The following is a 15,418-nucleotide window of genomic DNA, read 5'->3' as shown; positions in this document are numbered from 1 at the left end:
GACCGGAGACTCCCGGCCGTCCTCCACCCCGCACCTTCGCCCTCCGGCACTTCGCCACTCCCGCCGGGCCCACAACCCTGACCGGCGGCCTGTGGCGACCGCCCCTCCGCCGTCCCCGCCCCCGTGATTACGTAACCCCATGACTGCGACGCCGATCAGACTCCTCCTCGTCGACGACGACCCCCTCGTCCGGGCCGGACTCGCCCTGATGATGGGCGGCGCCGAGGGCATCGAGATCGTCGGGGAGGCCGCCGACGGCGCCGAGGCCGAGGCGCTCGTGCCGCGCACCCGGCCGGACGTCGTCCTGATGGACATCCGGATGCCGTCGGTCGACGGGATCACGGCCACCGAGCGGCTGCGCGCACGGCCCGACGCGCCGCAGATCGTGGTGCTCACCACCTTCCACGCCGACGAGCAGGTGCTGCACGCCCTGCGTGCGGGCGCCGCCGGCTTCGTCCTCAAGGACACTCCGCCCGCCGAGATCGTGGCCGCCGTGCGCCGGGTCGCGGCCGGCGACCCGGTCCTGTCGCCCGCCGTCACCCGGCAGTTGATGCGGCACGCCGCCGGCACCGCGGCCGACGCCCGGCACGCACACGCGCGTGAACGGCTCTCCGCGCTCAACGACCGCGAGCGCGAGGTCGCCGTCGCCGTCGGCCGCGGTCTGGCCAACGCCCAGATCGCCGGCGAACTCTTCATGAGCGTGGCCACCGTGAAGACCCACGTCTCCCGCATCCTCGCCAAGCTCGGCCTCGGCAACCGCGTCCAGATCGCCCTGCTGGCCTACGACGCGGGGCTGCTCGAGAAAGACGGGGACGACGGGCACTAGCCGGACGGCGTGCGCGTTGTCCAGGTACCGGCCGCTGTCCGGGGACCTCGGGGGAGTCCGTAAGGGGAGGACATGCAACGAGTGATCGACCTGACGGAGTCCGGCGAAGCGCTCCGCCGGGACCCGCACCCGGTGTACGCGCGGCTGCGTGAGCAGGGTCCCGTCCACCGGGTCCGGTTCGCCATGCCGGGCGGTGTCTGGGAGACCTGGCTGGTCGTGGGGTACGAGGAGGCACGGGCCGCCCTGGCCGACCACCGGCTGGCCAAGGACGGCGCCAAGATCGGTGCCGTGCCCCTGGACGAGCAGCTGATCGGCAAGTATCTGCTGGTCGCCGACCAGCCGCAGCACACCCGCCTGCGCAGCCTCGTGGCCCGCGCCTTCACCATGCGCCGCGTCGAGCGACTGCGGCCCCGGATCCAGCGGATCACCGACGAACTGCTCGACGAGATGCTGCCGCACGGCCGCGCCGACCTCATCGACTCCCTCGCCTATCCGCTGCCCATCACGGTCATCTGCGAGCTGCTCGGCGTCCCCGAGATGGACCGCACCGAGTTCCGCAAGATCTCCACCGAGGTGGTCGCGCCGACCGACCCCGACTCCGGGCAGGCCGCGATCGTCCGCCTCGCCGAATACCTCACCGGGCTGATCGAGGACAAGCGGTCCGCGGGGCCGACCGACGACCTGCTCAGCGACCTGATCCGCACCACCGCCGAGGACGGCGACCGGCTCTCCGCGCGGGAACTGCGTGGGATGGCCTACCTGCTGCTCATCGCCGGCCATGAGACCACCGTCAACCTCATCGGCAACGGCGTCCTCGCCCTCCTCACCCATCCCGGCCAACTGGCCGCGCTCCGCGCCGACATGAGCCTCATGGACGGCGCCATCGAGGAGATGCTGCGCTACGAGGGCCCGGTGGAGAACGCCACGTACCGGTACGCCGCGGAGGACCTGGAGATCGCCGGCACCCCGATCGGGCAGGGCGAGGACGTGCTGGTCGGTCTCAGCGCCGCCCAGCGTGACGGCGCCCGCTACGCCGAACCGGACCGCTTCGACATCCGCCGTGACGGCCGCGGGCACCTCGCCTTCGGCCACGGTATCCACTACTGCCTGGGAGCACCCCTGGCCCGCCTGGAGGGCCGTATCGCGATCGGCACGCTGCTGGAGCGCGCTCCCGGCCTCGCCCTCGACGGCGAGCCGGGGGAGTGGCTGCCGGGCCTGCTCATGCGCGGCGTCAGAAGCCTCCCGGTGCGCTGGTGACCTGACGACCGCCGCGTCCCACCCCCGACACACGCACGGCACCTGGGCACGGCACCTGTGGCACGGCGGCGGACTTGACGACGGTGCGGGACTTGACGGCGGTCCGGGGCTCGGCGGTGGTGCCGCGCTCGATGGTGGTCCGGGGCTCGGCGGTGGTGCCGCGCTCGATGGTGGTGCCGGGCTCGGCGGTGGTGCCGGGCTCGGCGGTGGTCCCGGGCTCGACGGCGATGCCGCGCTCTGCCCTACGACGGCCGGGCGTGGCCCTACAACGGCCGGGCCTTGCCCCACGACGGGTCGGGCCTGGCCCTACGACGGCCGGGCCTCGGCTCCACGACGGCCGGGACTCGGCTCCACGACGGCCGGCCCCCGGGCCCCAGGACACTCGGCCTTGCCCCAGGACAGTTGGCCGTGCGCTACGCCGGCCGGGTCCGGTCCGCGATCTCCGTCAGCGTGACCGGGCGCCGCTCCCGGCGGGAGACCTCGCAGGCCTCGGCGATCCGCAGCGCCTGCAACGCCTCGTGGCCGTCGCACGGGTTGGGCCGCTCGCCGCGCACCACCTCCACGAAGGCGGCCAGTTCCGCCTCGTAGGCGGGCCCGAACCGCTCCACGAACCCCGGCCACGGCTTGTCCGCGGGCGGCGGCCCGCTCGGCTCGGTCGAGGCGACCGGCGTACGGTCGTCCAGTCCCACCACGACCGTGTCCCGCTCGCCGGCCAGTTCCATGCGGACGTCGTAGCCCGCACCGTTCAGCCGGGTCGCCGACGCAGCGGCCAGGACCCCGTCGTCCAGCGTGAGCAGCGCCGCGCCCGTGTCGACGTCACCGGCCTCGCGGAACATCGCGGGACCGCGGTCGGAGCCGGTGGCGTACACGTCGAGCACCTCGCGGCCCGTCACCCAGCGCAGCACGTCGAAGTCGTGGATCAGCGTGTCCCGGAACAGCCCGCCCGACAGCGGCAGCCACTCCGCCGGGGGAGGGGACTGGTCGCAGGTCATGGCCCGCACGGTGTGCAGGCGCCCGAGCCGCCCGGCGCGCACCGCCTCCCGGGCGCCGGCGTAGCCCGCGTCGAACCGCCGCTGGAACCCCATCTGCAGCACGGTCCCGGCGCTCTCGACCTCGGCGAGCGCCTGTAGCGTGCCCGGCAGGTCAAGGGCGATCGGCTTCTCGCAGAAGACCGGCAGCCCCGAGCGTGCGGCCCGGCCGATCAGCTCGGCGTGGGCCGCCGTCGCCGCCGTGATCACCACCGCGTCCACGCCCCACCTGAAGACCTCGTCCACCCCGGGTGCCGCCGTCTCGCCCAGCCGATGCGCCAGCTCCTGGGCCCGGGCCGGATCCACGTCCGTCAGGATCAGGGAGCCGACCTCGCGGTGACGGCTGAGCGTGCTCGCGTGGAGGGTGCCGATGCGGCCCGTACCGATGACGCCGATGCGCATGGAAACAAAGTGAGGGCCCACCCCAGGAGCTGTCAATCCGTATGTCCGGACAATCGGACTACACGACTTCCCGTCAACCGATCACGGGGCTACGCTCGAGCCCGTGCCGAAACTTGATGTGGACCCGACCGTGTCGCTCGATCTCCATGTGGACCGTAGCTCCCCGGTGCCGTTGTACTTCCAGCTCTCCCAGCAGCTGGAGGCCGCCATCGAGCACGGCCGTCTCACTCCGGGCAGCCTGCTGGGCAACGAGATCGAGCTGGCCGCACGGCTCGGGCTGTCCCGGCCGACCGTCCGCCAGGCGATCCAGTCGCTCGTCGACAAGGGGCTCCTGGTCCGCCGCCGGGGTGTCGGCACCCAGGTCGTGCACAGCCAGGTCAAGCGCCCCCTGGAGCTGAGCAGTCTCTATGACGACCTGGAGGCGGCCGGCCAGCGCCCCACCACCAAGGTGCTGGTCAACACCGTCGTCCCGGCCTCCGCCGAGGTGGCCGCCGCGCTCGCCGTCGCCGAGGGCAGCGACGTGCACCGGGTGGAGCGGCTCCGGCTCGCGCACGGCGAACCCATGGCCTATCTGATCAACCACCTGCCGCCCGGTCTGCTCGACCTGGACACCGGCCAGCTGGAGGCCACCGGCCTGTACCGGCTGATGCGCTCCGCCGGGATCACCCTGCACAGCGCCCGCCAGTCCATCGGCGCCCGCGGTGCCACGGCCGCCGAGGCCGAGCGCCTCGCCGAGGCCGAGGGTGCCCCGCTGCTCACCATGCAGCGCACCACCTTCGACGACACCGGCCGCGCGGTCGAGTTCGGCGACCACACCTACCGTCCCACCCGCTACTCCTTCGAGTTCCAGCTGCTCGTACGGCCCTGACCGGCCCTCAGTTCGTCGCAATGTCCGGACAATATGACCGGCGACGGGTCCCCGGCTGTGTCATGTGCGTTGCCGTGTTCGATACTGAAGTGTTTGGGGCTGGTGAGGTCGCCGCCGGGACGTGCCGACGGTGAGGTCGCCCGCCCCTTACGCACGTCGGAGCAGGCAGAAGCACAGCAAGAAGGGCACGGCCTCGTGGCACGGTTTCGGACCTGGGTAGGCATAGCGCTGGCGGGGGCACTCTCCGTGTCCCTGGCGGGCTGCAGCAGCACCGGCGGCAAGCGGGCCGAGGACGCCCGCAAGGCCGCCGCGGCCCAGGGCAGGGCGGCGGTGGACACCCCCCGCTGGACCTTCGCGATGATCACCCACTCGGGAGACGGCGACACCTTCTGGGACATCGTGCAGAGCGGTGCCCGGCAGGCCGCCCGCAAGGACAACATCAAGTTCCTGTACTCGCACGACGACCAGGCCCAGCAGCAGGCGCAGCTGGTGGACGCGGCCGTGGACAAGAAGGTCGACGGCATCATCGTCACCCTCGCCAAGCCGGACGCCATGAAGGCCGCGCTGGCCCGCGCGGAGAAGGCCGGCATCCCGGTGGTCACGGTCAACTCCGGCTCGGCCGAGTCCAAGGCCTTCGGCGCGCTCACCCACATCGGCCAGGACGAGACCGTCGCCGGTGAGGCCGTGGGCGAGGAGCTGAACAAGCGGGGCAGGAAGAAGGCCCTGTGCGTCCTGCACGAACAGGGCAACGTCGGCCACGAGCAGCGCTGCGACGGCGTCGCCAAGACCTTCCACGGCACCCTGCGCAAGCTCTACGTCAACGGCACCGACATGCCCGACGTGCAGTCCGCGATCGAGGCCAAGCTGCAGGCCGACACCTCCTTCGACGCCGTCGTCACGCTCGGCGCCCCCTACGCCGACACCGCCGTGAAGGCGAGGACGGACGCGGGTGCCAAGGCCGAGATCGACACCTTCGACCTCAACGCCAAGGTGGCCGCCGAGCTGAAGGACGGCACCCTCGGCTTCGCCGTGGACCAGCAGCCGTATCTGCAGGGCTACCAGGCGGTCGACCTGCTGTGGCTGTACAGGTACAACGGCGACGTCCTCGGTGGCGGCAAGCCGGTGCTGACCGGCCCGCAGATCATCACCAAGGACCAGGCGTCCACGCTGGCGGAGTACACCGAGCGGGGCACCCGATGAGCGCGATGGCTGATGAAAGGATTCTGCAGACCTCGCCGCTGCGGAAGCTGCTCTCACGCCCGGAGCTGGGCTCCGTCGTCGGCGCGCTCGCGGTCTTCGCCTTCTTCGCCGTCGCCGCCGAGGGCTTCCTGCGTGCCTCCAGCCTGAGCACGGTGTTGTACGCCTCCTCGACCATCGGCATCATGGCCGTACCCGTGGCCCTGCTGATGATCGGCGGCGAGTTCGACCTCTCGGCCGGTGTCCTGGTGACCTCCTCGGCGCTGGTCTCCTCGATGTTCAGCTACCAGATGACGGCGAACACCTGGGTCGGCGTGGGAGTGTCCCTGCTGGTCACCTTGGCGATCGGCGCCTTCAACGGCTTCATGCTCACCCGCACCGGGCTGCCGAGCTTCATCGTCACCCTCGGCACCTTCCTGATGCTGACCGGCATGAACCTCGGACTCACCAAGCTGATCGACGGCACCGTCTCCACCAAGACGATCGCCGACATGGAGGGCTTCACCAGCGCCCGCGACGCCTTCGCCTCGACCCTCACCGTCGGCGGCGTCGACTTCAAGGTCACCATCCTGTGGTGGCTGGGCCTGGTCGCCCTCGCCTCCTGGGTCCTGCTGCGCACCCGGGTCGGCAACTGGATCTTCGCCGTCGGCGGCAACGAGGACGCCGCCCGCGCGGTCGGCGTCCCGGTGGCCAGGACCAAGATCGGCCTCTATATGGGCGTTGCCCTCGGTGCCTGGATCTCCGGCCAGCACCTGCTCTTCTCCTTCGACGCCGTCCAGTCCGGCGAGGGCGTCGGCAACGAGCTGATCTACATCATCGCGGCCGTCATCGGCGGCTGTCTGATCACCGGCGGTTACGGCAGCGCGATCGGTTCGGCGGTCGGCGCGCTCCTGTTCGGCATGACCAGCAAGGGCATCGTCTTCGCCGAGTGGAACCCGGACTGGTTCAAGTTCTTCCTCGGAGCGATGCTGCTCCTCGCGACCCTGCTCAACGCCTGGGTCCGCAAGCGCGCGGAGGCCACGACATGACGAAGCCGACGGAGGCGACGAAGATGACGGAGCCGACGGAGCCGAGGGGGGCGCGAGAGGTGCCGGAGCCGACCAAGACGCCGGAGCCGACCATGACGCCGGAGACGCCGGAGCGTACGGCGCTGGTGCAGCTGGCCGACGTCAGCAAGTACTACGGCAACGTCCGCGCCCTGGAGGGCGTCTCTCTGGAGGTCCACGCCGGGGAGATCACCTGCGTCCTCGGCGACAACGGCGCGGGCAAGTCGACGCTGATCAAGATCATCGCCGGTCTGCACCGGCACGACGGCGGCGCCCTGTGCCTGGACGGCGCGGAGACCCGCCTGTCCTCCCCGCGCGAGGCCCTGGACCGCGGCATCGCCACGGTCTACCAGGACCTCGCCGTCGTCCCCCTCATGCCGGTCTGGCGGAACTTCTTCCTCGGCTCCGAGCCCCGCAAGGGCGTCGGCCCCTTCAAGCGCCTCGACATCGACCTCATGCGCCGCACCACCCGCGAGGCCCTGCTGCGCATGGGCATCGACCTCCGGGACGTCGACCAGCCCATCGGCACCCTGTCCGGGGGCGAACGCCAGTGCGTGCCCATCGCCCGGGCGGTGCACTTCGGCGCCAAGGTCCTGGTCCTCGACGAGCCGACGGCGGCGCTGGGTGTGAAGCAGTCCGGTGTGGTGCTCAAATATGTGGCCGCGGCACGCGATGAGGGCTTGGGCGTTGTCTTGATCACCCACAACCCGCATCACGCGTACCTCGTCGGCGACCGCTTCGTCCTGCTGCGCCGCGGCGCGATGGTGGGTCATCACACACGGGACGAGATCACACTCGACGAACTGACCCGGCAGATGGCGGGCGGCTCCGACCTGGACGCGCTGCGCCACGAACTGGGGCGAGCCTAGGGACTCCGGCGGGCGGGCCGGAGGCTGCGGGGAGCGCGAAGCCGCAAGGGGGTCGAAGCCGCGCGGGGTTGACGGGGGAGCGGGGCGACAGGGGGCCGGGCCGTATCGACATGTGGCTCCGCCACATGGGCGCGCTGCACACTCTGCCGCCGCGCACCCGCGTCCGGCGACGGCCGCCGCCCCCTCTCCCGCCCTGTACGGCACCCGTATCCCCGGTGAGGCAGAATCGACGCCGATGAGCACCTACCGCGACCTCACCGCCCCCATCGGCTCCCGCCGGACCCCTGTGCTCCGTACGGTCGGGACAAGGGAACGCCGATCCCATCTGACCGCACCCCGGGTGCCGACGGTGGGCATCGACATCGGCGGCACCAAGGTCATGGCGGGCGTCGTGGACGCCGACGGCAACATCCTGGAGAAGCTCCGCACGGAGACCCCGGACAAGTCCAAGAGCCCCAAGGTCGTCGAGGACACCATCGCCGAACTGGTCCTGGACCTCTCCGACCGGCACGACGTGCACGCGGTCGGCATCGGCGCGGCCGGCTGGGTCGACGCCGACCGCAACCGCGTCCTGTTCGCCCCCCACCTGTCCTGGCGCAACGAACCCCTCCGGGACCGCCTCGCCAGCCGCCTGTCCGTGCCGGTCCTGGTGGACAACGACGCCAACACCGCCGCCTGGGCGGAGTGGCGCTTCGGCGCCGGCCGCGGCGAGGACCACCTCGTCATGATCACCCTCGGTACCGGCATCGGCGGCGCCATCCTGGAGGACGGCCAGGTCAAGCGCGGCAAGTTCGGTGTGGCCGGAGAATTCGGCCACATGCAGGTCGTGCCGGGGGGCCACCGCTGCCCGTGCGGCAACCGCGGCTGCTGGGAGCAGTACAGCTCCGGCAACGCCCTCGTCCGCGAGGCCCGGGAGCTGGCCGCCGCCGACTCCCCGGTGGCCTACGGGATCATCGAGCGCGTCAACGGCAACATCGGCGACATCACCGGCCCGCTGATCACCGAGCTGGCCCGCGAGGGCGACGCCATGTGCGTGGAGCTGCTCCAGGACATCGGCCAGTGGCTCGGCGTCGGCATCGCCAACCTCGCCGCCGCCCTCGACCCCTCCTGCTTCGTCATCGGCGGCGGCGTCAGCGCCGCCGACGACCTGCTCATCGGCCCCGCCCGCGACGCCTTCAAGCGTCACCTCACCGGCCGCGGCTACCGCCCCGAGGCCCGTATCACCCGCGCCCAGCTCGGTCCCGAGGCCGGCATGGTCGGCGCCGCCGACCTGGCCCGGCTGGTCGCCCGCCGCTTCCGCCGGGCCAAGCGGCGCCGGGTGGAGCGGTACGAGCGCTACGAGCGGTACACCCAGGGCCGCCGCGACCAGGACAGCGCATGACACCGTCGCTGCCCCACCAGGGCGGTCCACCGGACGAGCCGCGGCGGCCCGCCGAGGACCCGAGACACAAGGCCAGGCGCCGGGCGCTCACCCTGCTGATCATCGGCCTGCTCATCGGCGTCCCGGCCGGATACCTGGTGATCTCCGCGAACCAGAGCCGCAACAGCGGCAAGGACAAGGAGGCGAAGTACTCCGCGACCGGCCTCACCCAGGGCTGGCCGTCCAAGGTGCAGCGCCGCCTCTACCAGGTGAGCGTCCCGCACCCCGCCGAGGACGTCGCCTACTACGAGACGAACAACTGGAAGACCAGCCGCCTGTACGTGCAGTTCCGTACCAACGCGGCCGGTCTGGACAGCTTCCTCGAGACCATGGGCGCACGCCGGGACGAGCTGAAGAAGGACGACATCGCCATCGGCGACCGCGACCGGAAGGTCAGCGGCTGGAAATTCACCGGCCCCGGTCCGTGGCTGGGCCTCACCCACCACCAGAAGAACCCGGCGCCCACCCAGGACGTGGTCGTGAACCTGTCCGACCTGAACCGCCCCATGGTGTTCGTCGTCTCCCGCACGGTGCCGTAGGCCCCGGTCGACGGGGCCCGCCGAGGGCGTAGGTCGTCCCCCACCCGTGCCATGGACCCCGCTGGCGTTGCTCGTCCGGCGCGGTGCCGTACGCCCCGGCCATGGTGTTCGCCGTCTCCCGCGGTGCCGTGTGCGCCGGCGATGGTGTCGGGGGTCTCCCGCGGTGCCGTAAGCCCCCCTCCGACGGTCTTCCTCGTCCGAGCCCGGGTCCCGGGAGGGTCCGGCCGGGCCTGGGAGCCGGTTGTCAGACCCCGCCCGTAGAGTCGAAGACGTCTGATCCGACAGCACGGGCGGGAGGTGGCAGGACGTATGAGCGGCGGCGCGGCTGCGGTGACACAGCGCACGCAGGACCCCGGGTGGACCGGCGACGCCGTTCCGGCGCGCCTCGCGTCCGTCTACCTGCCGGCGCCCCTCCCGCGCGAGGGCCGCATCGCCTTCTGGGATCCCGACGGCGGCCCCCCGCCCCTCGGGGGCGGCACCGAGAGCGACCCCGCCGAGCTGACGGTCGTACGACGCCACGGTGCCGGCGTGCGCCGCCGGCAGGTGCCCGCGCTGACCCTGCCGCTCGCCGCAGCCCTGCCCCTGCTGGTCCGCGCCCGGCACGACCCGGCCGCTCACCCCGCCACGGCCTGCTGGGGTGCCGCCGCCCTGCACGCGCTGCGCCTGGTCGCCCGCGGCCGCCTGCTGCCGGGTCTGACCCCGAGCGGCCACGACGCCTGGCGGGCCGGACCGCTCGAACCCGACGACATCGCCCACCTGCGCGCGATCGCCGCCGCCCTGCCCCCCGAGGGCCACGCCGTGCCCCTGCCCGATCCCGGCCCGCTGCGGCTGCCCGAGCCGGAGGCCCTGGTCCGCTCGTTCCTGGACGCGGTCGCCGACACCCTGCCCCGCACCCCCGCGGCCCCCTGCACCTCCGGCCGGCCCTTCGCCGCCCGCGAGCCCCAGGCCCTGCCGCAGGCCCACGAGTGGGCGGCCGAGGTCGCCGCCGGCATGGACGCGGGCGTGCGGATCTCGCTCCGCCTCGACCTGTCCGCCTACGACGTCTTCGACGCGGGCGCGAGCGACGGCGCGCGGGCCGCGGGAGCGGCCGTCGTGCAGGTGCACAGCCTCGCCGACCCCACCCTGATGGCCGACGCGGCGGCCCTGTGGGCGGGGGAGGCCGACGTGGCGTTCGGGCCCCGCGCGCGCGTCGACGCGGCCCTCGCCGTCCGCCGGGCGGCCCGCGTGTGGCCGCCCCTGGAGCGGCTCGCCGAACAGGACGTGCCCGACGTCCTGGCCCTGTCCGAGGAGGAGGTGGGCGACCTGCTCGGCGCCGCGGCCGGCCGGCTCGCGGCCGCCGGAGTCGGCGTGCACTGGCCCCGGGACCTCGCCCGCGACCTGACGGCCGCGGCGGTGATCCGTACCGCGCCCGGCTCGGCGACCGACGGCACCGGCTTCTTCGAGAGCGAGGACCTCCTCCAGTTCCGCTGGCAGCTGGCGCTCGGCGGGGAACCGCTCAGCGAGGCCGAGATGGACGCGCTCGCCGAGGCCCACCGCCCGGTCGTACGGCTACGGGACCGCTGGGTCCTCGTCGACCCCGCACTCGTCCGCAAGGCCCGCAAGCGCGAACTCGGTCTGCTCGACCCGGTCGACGCCCTGTCCGCGGCGCTCACCGGCGAGGCCGAGGTCGACGGCGAGACCGTCGAGGCCGTCCCCGTCGGCGCCCTGGCGACCCTCCGCGCCCGCCTCACGGCCGGCCTGCACCCCGCCGACCCGCCCCCCGGACTCGACGCCACACTCCGCGACTACCAGCTGCGGGGCCTCGCCTGGCTCGACCTGATGACCTCCCTCGGCCTCGGCGGCTGCCTGGCCGACGACATGGGCCTCGGCAAGACGGTCACGCTCATCGCCCTGCACCTGAAGCGGGCCCGCACCGAACCGACCCTCGTCGTCTGCCCGGCCTCCCTCCTCGGCAACTGGCAGCGGGAGATCTCCCGGTTCGCGCCCGGGGTCCCCGTCCGCCGCTTCCACGGCCAGAGCCGCACCCTGGACGGCCTCGACGGCGGCTTCGTCCTGACCACCTACGGCACCATGCGCTCGACCGCCGCCCACCTCGCCGAGCAGCCCTGGGGCATGGTCGTCGCCGACGAGGCCCAGCACGTCAAGAACCCCTACTCGGCCACCGCCAAGGCGCTGCGCACCATCCCGGCCCCCGCGCGCGTGGCCCTGACCGGCACCCCCGTGGAGAACAACCTCTCCGAACTGTGGGCCCTGCTCGACTGGACCACCCCCGGACTCCTCGGCCCCCTGAAGTCCTTCCGGGCCCGGCACGCCCGCGCGGTGGAGAACGGCGAGGACCAGGAGGCGGTGGAGCGCCTGGCCCGTCTGGTGCGGCCGTTCCTCCTGCGCCGCAAGAAGTCCGACCCGGGCATCGTCCCCGAGCTGCCGCCCAAGACCGAGACGGACCACCCGGTACCGCTCACCCGCGAGCAGGCCGCGCTGTACGAGGCGGTGGTGCGCGAGTCGATGCTGGCCATCGAGACCGCGGAGGGCATCGGGCGCCGTGGCCTGGTGCTGAAGCTCCTCGGCGCGCTCAAGCAGATCTGCGACCACCCGGCGCTGTACCTGAAGGAGGACGCGCACACCGACCGGGCGGCCACCCGTTCCGGCAAACTGGCCCTCCTGGACGAACTGCTGGACACCCTGCTCGCCGAGGACGGTTCGGCGCTCGTCTTCACGCAGTACGTCGGCATGGCCCGGCTCATCACCGCGCACCTGTCCGCCCGTGCGATTCCCGTCGACCTCCTGCACGGCGGCACCCCGGTTGCGGAGCGCGAGCGCATGGTCGACCGCTTCCAGAGCGGCGAGACTCCCGTCCTGGTGCTGTCCCTGAAGGCGGCCGGCACCGGTCTGAACCTCACCCGCGCGGGCCACGTGGTCCACTTCGACCGCTGGTGGAACCCGGCCGTCGAGGAACAGGCCACCGACCGCGCCTATCGCATCGGCCAGACCCAGCCGGTCCAGGTCCACCGCCTGGTCACCGAGGGCACGGTCGAGGACCGCATCGCCGAGATGCTCACCGCCAAGCGGGCGCTGGCCGACGCCGTCCTCGGCTCCGGCGAGGCGGCACTCACCGAGCTGACCGACCGCGAACTGTCCGACCTGGTCTCCCTGCGGAGGACGCCATGACGGACCCGGACCGCCCCCGCCCCGCCGACGCCGCCCGCCAGGCCCTGCGAGCGGCCCGCAGACGAACAGAAACCGAACGCGAGGCCGCGGACCGGGCGACACCGGGCGCGGATCGGCCGAGGCCGGCTTCGGGACGGGTGATCCCGGGCGCGGGTGCGGAGCGGGTGGTGCCGGGTGCGGACGGGACGGCGCCGGATTCGGAGCGGGTCGTGCCGGGTGCGGAGCGGGTGGTGCCGGGTGCTGATGTGATTGCACGGGACGCGGCGGACCAAGGTGCGGACCGGACGGCGCCCGTTGTTTCGGTGCCGACGGGCGATTCCGGCGCTTCGACAGCGGCCACCCATGCGGGAGCTGCGACACCAACGGCCGACGCCGACGCAGACGCCGGCGCCTCGGCAACGGCGGCTGGTGCGGGGGTGGTTGCGCCACCGGAGTCCGGTGCCGGTGTCTCGACACCCGACCGCGCCCCGGAGCAGGCAGCTTCGCCTTCCGCACCGGAGGCCGGAAGCGGGGCAACGGGTGGTCGCCGCCCCGGTGACGTCGCGCGGGAGGCGCTCCGCGCGGCCCGGAGGGAGGCGGCGCTGCGTGCCGAGAAGGCAGAGCCCCGGAGCGAGCAGCGCGCTGCCGCGCGGTCCGCAGCCGGCGCGCCGCACCCCCCGTCCGCTCGGCAGGAGGCCCGCCCGGTCCGGGCCAAGGCCGCCCAGGAGATGCGGCACTACTTGGCGAACGCCTTCCGCATGCCCGACTGGGCCGACACGCCTGACGCGAGCGAGGAGCCGAGCGCCGGCGCCGGCACGCCCACCGACCCGCACACACCTACCGCCCCGCATCCATCGCCCACGACACGCCCGCCGTCGCGCACCGGGTCTCCGACTCCGGCCTCCGAGACGCCGGCTTCGGTCTCCGGTCCTTCAACTGCGGCCTGCGAGCCTCCCGTTCCGACCTCCGGGTCTCCGGCTTCGACCTCCGGGTCTCCGGCTTCGGACTCCGGATCCCGGGCATCGCGGTCGGGGTCTCCGACTCCGCCTTCCGCGTCTTCGACTCCCCGGTCCGGGGCTCCCGCTCCGGACTCCGCTTCGTCGGCTGCGGACTTCGGTTCTCCGGCCTCGCGTTCGGGTTCTCCGGCTGCGGACTCCGGTTCTCCGGCCTCGCGTTCGGGTTCTCCGGCTCCGGACTCCGGGTCTCCGGCTTCGCGGTCGGTATCTCCGACTCCCGCACCCGACTCACCGGCTCATGCGCCCGCATCTCCGGCTCCGGTGCCCGAGTCGTCGTCTCCGGCGTCCGCGCCCTCCGTGCCCACCGCCCCCGTGTCCACCGACTCCGCCCCCTCCACCCTCGCGCACCCAGCCCCCGCGCCCATCACGTCCGCCCCCACGACCCCCGCACCCACCACCCCCGCAGCCACCAACCCTGCACCCACCAACCCTGCACCCAAGATCCCCGTGCACGCCGACCCTGAGCCCACGACTCCCGCACACTCCACCCCCGCACCCCCGCGCATGCCGACGACCATGGCGGCCCCTCACCGCGACTCCGAACTCCGCCGTACGTTCGCGGCGTTCGCGCCTCGCCAGGTCGCCGGGGACGGCGGGGCGTTCGCCGGGACCTGGTGGGGAAACGCATGGGTCGAGGCGTTGGAGGAGGGTGCGCTGGATCCGAAGCGGCTGGCGCGCGGACGCGGTTACGCGGACCAGGGGCATGTCGACGCGATCACCGTGACCCCGGGACTGGTGCTGGCGTACGTGCGCGGGAGCCGGCCACGTCCGTACCGCGTACAGATGCGGGTACGCACGCTGGCGGACGACGACTGGGCGCGGTTCCTGGACACGGCCGCCGACCGGCCGGGCGACATCGCCGCCCTGCTCGACAAGGAGCTGCCCCAGTCCCTCGCCGACTGCGGCGTCCCCCTGCTGCCCGGCCCCGGCGACCTCGCCCCCCGCTGCAGCTGCCCGGACTCCGGCCACCCCTGCAAGCACGCGGCCGCCCTCTGCTACCAGACGGCACGCCTGCTCGACGCCGACCCGTTCGTACTGCTCCTGCTGCGCGGCCGGGGCGAGAGGGAACTGCTCGACGCGCTCTCCCGCCGCAGTGCCGCCCGCGCGGCCCGCGCCGCACAGGAACGGCAGCCGCGGTCCTTGCCCGGTGTACGCGCGACCGACGCCCTCGCCCCCCGCCAACTCCCGCCGCTACCCTCACCGTTGCCGGTGCCCGCGCACCCCGGGCAGCCGCCGGTGTACCCGGCGGCGCCCGGCGGCCCCGACCCCTTCGCGCTGGACCAGCTGGCGACCGACGCCGCCGCCCGCGCGCACGCGCTGCTCACCACCGGCCGCGACCCGGTCGGCGACCTGACGCTCTGGCAGGACGCGGTGCGGCTCGCCGCGGCCCGTCCCGGTTCCGGCCTGACCGCGGCCACGCGGACGCTCTACTCCACGCTCGCGACGGCCGTCGGACGTACCCCGGCCGACCTGGCGCGCGCCGTCGCGGCCTGGCGGCAGGGCGGTCCGGAGGGGCTGTCCGTCCTGGAGGAGCCATGGGATCCGCCCGCCGGCCGCTTCGACCGGGCCCGCCCGCTGCTGCTCGCCGCCGACCTCCCGGCGTTCCGTCCCTGGCGCAACCGTCTCACCCACCCCCGCGGCCACACCCAGCTCCGCCTCGGCCGCGACGGCCTGTGGTACGCCTATGAGTCCGAGCCGGAGAAGGACGACTGGTGGCCGCGTGGCACCCCCGACCTGGACCCGGTGGGCGCCCTCACCGGTCTCGGCGCCCCGGACGACTGAGCGACCCCGTCGGTTCGCCGG

General features: G+C 73.4%; 10 protein-coding genes and 1 pseudogene. 10 read left to right on the top strand and 1 reads right to left on the bottom strand.

Going from position 1 to position 15,418, the window contains the following annotated elements; translation table 11 throughout:
* Window positions 1-139 precede the first annotated feature (139 nt).
* Together ABVB68_RS23615 and ABVB68_RS23610 are read left to right on the top strand one after the other, a co-directional pair.
* Entirely contained in the window at window positions 140-826 is a 687-nt protein-coding gene (locus tag ABVB68_RS23615) for a response regulator (RefSeq protein ID WP_353603102.1), read from the top strand.
* A 72-nt stretch (window positions 827-898) separates the two neighbouring features.
* Entirely contained in the window at window positions 899-2,083 is a 1,185-nt protein-coding gene (locus tag ABVB68_RS23610) for a cytochrome P450 family protein (RefSeq protein WP_353603101.1), read from the top strand.
* 413 nt (window positions 2,084-2,496) lie between these two features.
* Here the strand turns inward: ABVB68_RS23610 and ABVB68_RS23605 are convergent, their stop codons facing one another.
* The gene (locus ABVB68_RS23605; RefSeq protein WP_353603100.1) at window positions 2,497-3,513 is read right to left on the bottom strand and encodes a Gfo/Idh/MocA family protein; all 1,017 of its coding nucleotides are present in this window, start codon (window positions 3,511-3,513) and stop codon (window positions 2,497-2,499) included.
* A gap of 130 nt (window positions 3,514-3,643) precedes the next feature.
* Here ABVB68_RS23605 and ABVB68_RS23600 point away from each other — a divergent pair, with 130 nt between their 5' ends.
* The 8 genes and pseudogenes from ABVB68_RS23600 to ABVB68_RS36990 form a co-directional block, all read left to right on the top strand.
* A complete protein-coding gene (locus ABVB68_RS23600) occupies window positions 3,644-4,381 on the top strand; it encodes a GntR family transcriptional regulator (protein WP_353603170.1) in 738 nt (245 codons plus the stop codon).
* Between the two features lie 195 nt (window positions 4,382-4,576).
* The gene (locus ABVB68_RS23595; protein WP_353603099.1) at window positions 4,577-5,581 is read left to right on the top strand and encodes a sugar ABC transporter substrate-binding protein; all 1,005 of its coding nucleotides are present in this window, start codon (window positions 4,577-4,579) and stop codon (window positions 5,579-5,581) included.
* Window positions 5,578-6,606, top strand: coding sequence for an ABC transporter permease (locus tag ABVB68_RS23590; RefSeq protein ID WP_353603098.1), 1,029 nt, complete (start codon window positions 5,578-5,580; stop codon window positions 6,604-6,606). The genes ABVB68_RS23595 and ABVB68_RS23590 overlap by 4 nt, the downstream gene beginning before the upstream one ends.
* A 92-nt stretch (window positions 6,607-6,698) precedes the next feature.
* Window positions 6,699-7,493: an ATP-binding cassette domain-containing protein gene (locus ABVB68_RS23585; protein ID WP_353603169.1), complete on the top strand. Its 795-nt coding sequence runs from the start codon at window positions 6,699-6,701 to the stop codon at window positions 7,491-7,493.
* A 235-nt stretch (window positions 7,494-7,728) separates the two neighbouring features.
* Window positions 7,729-8,874, top strand: a complete 1,146-nt coding sequence (locus ABVB68_RS23580; protein WP_353603097.1) for an ROK family glucokinase — start codon at window positions 7,729-7,731, stop codon at window positions 8,872-8,874.
* Window positions 8,871-9,452: a sugar kinase gene (locus ABVB68_RS23575; RefSeq protein WP_353603096.1), complete on the top strand. Its 582-nt coding sequence runs from the start codon at window positions 8,871-8,873 to the stop codon at window positions 9,450-9,452. Before ABVB68_RS23580 ends, ABVB68_RS23575 begins: the two co-directional genes overlap by 4 nt.
* Before the next feature lie 309 nt (window positions 9,453-9,761).
* Window positions 9,762-12,620, top strand: a complete 2,859-nt coding sequence (locus ABVB68_RS23570; protein ID WP_353603095.1) for an SCO1167/SCO6262 family helicase — start codon at window positions 9,762-9,764, stop codon at window positions 12,618-12,620.
* 1,484 nt (window positions 12,621-14,104) lie between these two features.
* Window positions 14,105-15,397: pseudogene (locus tag ABVB68_RS36990) on the top strand (SWIM zinc finger family protein); the annotation flags it as partial.
* Between the last annotated feature and the right edge of the window lie 21 nt (window positions 15,398-15,418).

Origin of the sequence: Streptomyces sp. NPDC096012, from assembly GCF_040426375.1 — a bacterium.
Classification (GTDB): domain Bacteria; phylum Actinomycetota; class Actinomycetes; order Streptomycetales; family Streptomycetaceae; genus Streptomyces.
This window is presented reverse-complemented; position numbering and strand designations above follow the sequence as displayed.

What these genes read in the sequence shown, in the direction of transcription:
- ABVB68_RS23615 (WP_353603102.1), top strand. Translation starts at nt 140, where the DNA reads ATGACTGCGACGCCGATCAGACTCCTCCTCGTCGACGACGACCCCCTC.
- ABVB68_RS23610 (WP_353603101.1), top strand. Translation starts at nt 899, where the DNA reads ATGCAACGAGTGATCGACCTGACGGAGTCCGGCGAAGCGCTCCGCCGG.
- ABVB68_RS23605 (WP_353603100.1), bottom strand. Translation starts at nt 3,513, where the DNA reads ATGCGCATCGGCGTCATCGGTACGGGCCGCATCGGCACCCTCCACGCG.
- ABVB68_RS23590 (WP_353603098.1), top strand. Translation starts at nt 5,578, where the DNA reads ATGAGCGCGATGGCTGATGAAAGGATTCTGCAGACCTCGCCGCTGCGG.
- ABVB68_RS23585 (WP_353603169.1), top strand. Translation starts at nt 6,699, where the DNA reads ATGACGCCGGAGACGCCGGAGCGTACGGCGCTGGTGCAGCTGGCCGAC.
- ABVB68_RS23580 (WP_353603097.1), top strand. Translation starts at nt 7,729, where the DNA reads ATGAGCACCTACCGCGACCTCACCGCCCCCATCGGCTCCCGCCGGACC.
- ABVB68_RS23575 (WP_353603096.1), top strand. Translation starts at nt 8,871, where the DNA reads ATGACACCGTCGCTGCCCCACCAGGGCGGTCCACCGGACGAGCCGCGG.
- ABVB68_RS23570 (WP_353603095.1), top strand. Translation starts at nt 9,762, where the DNA reads ATGAGCGGCGGCGCGGCTGCGGTGACACAGCGCACGCAGGACCCCGGG.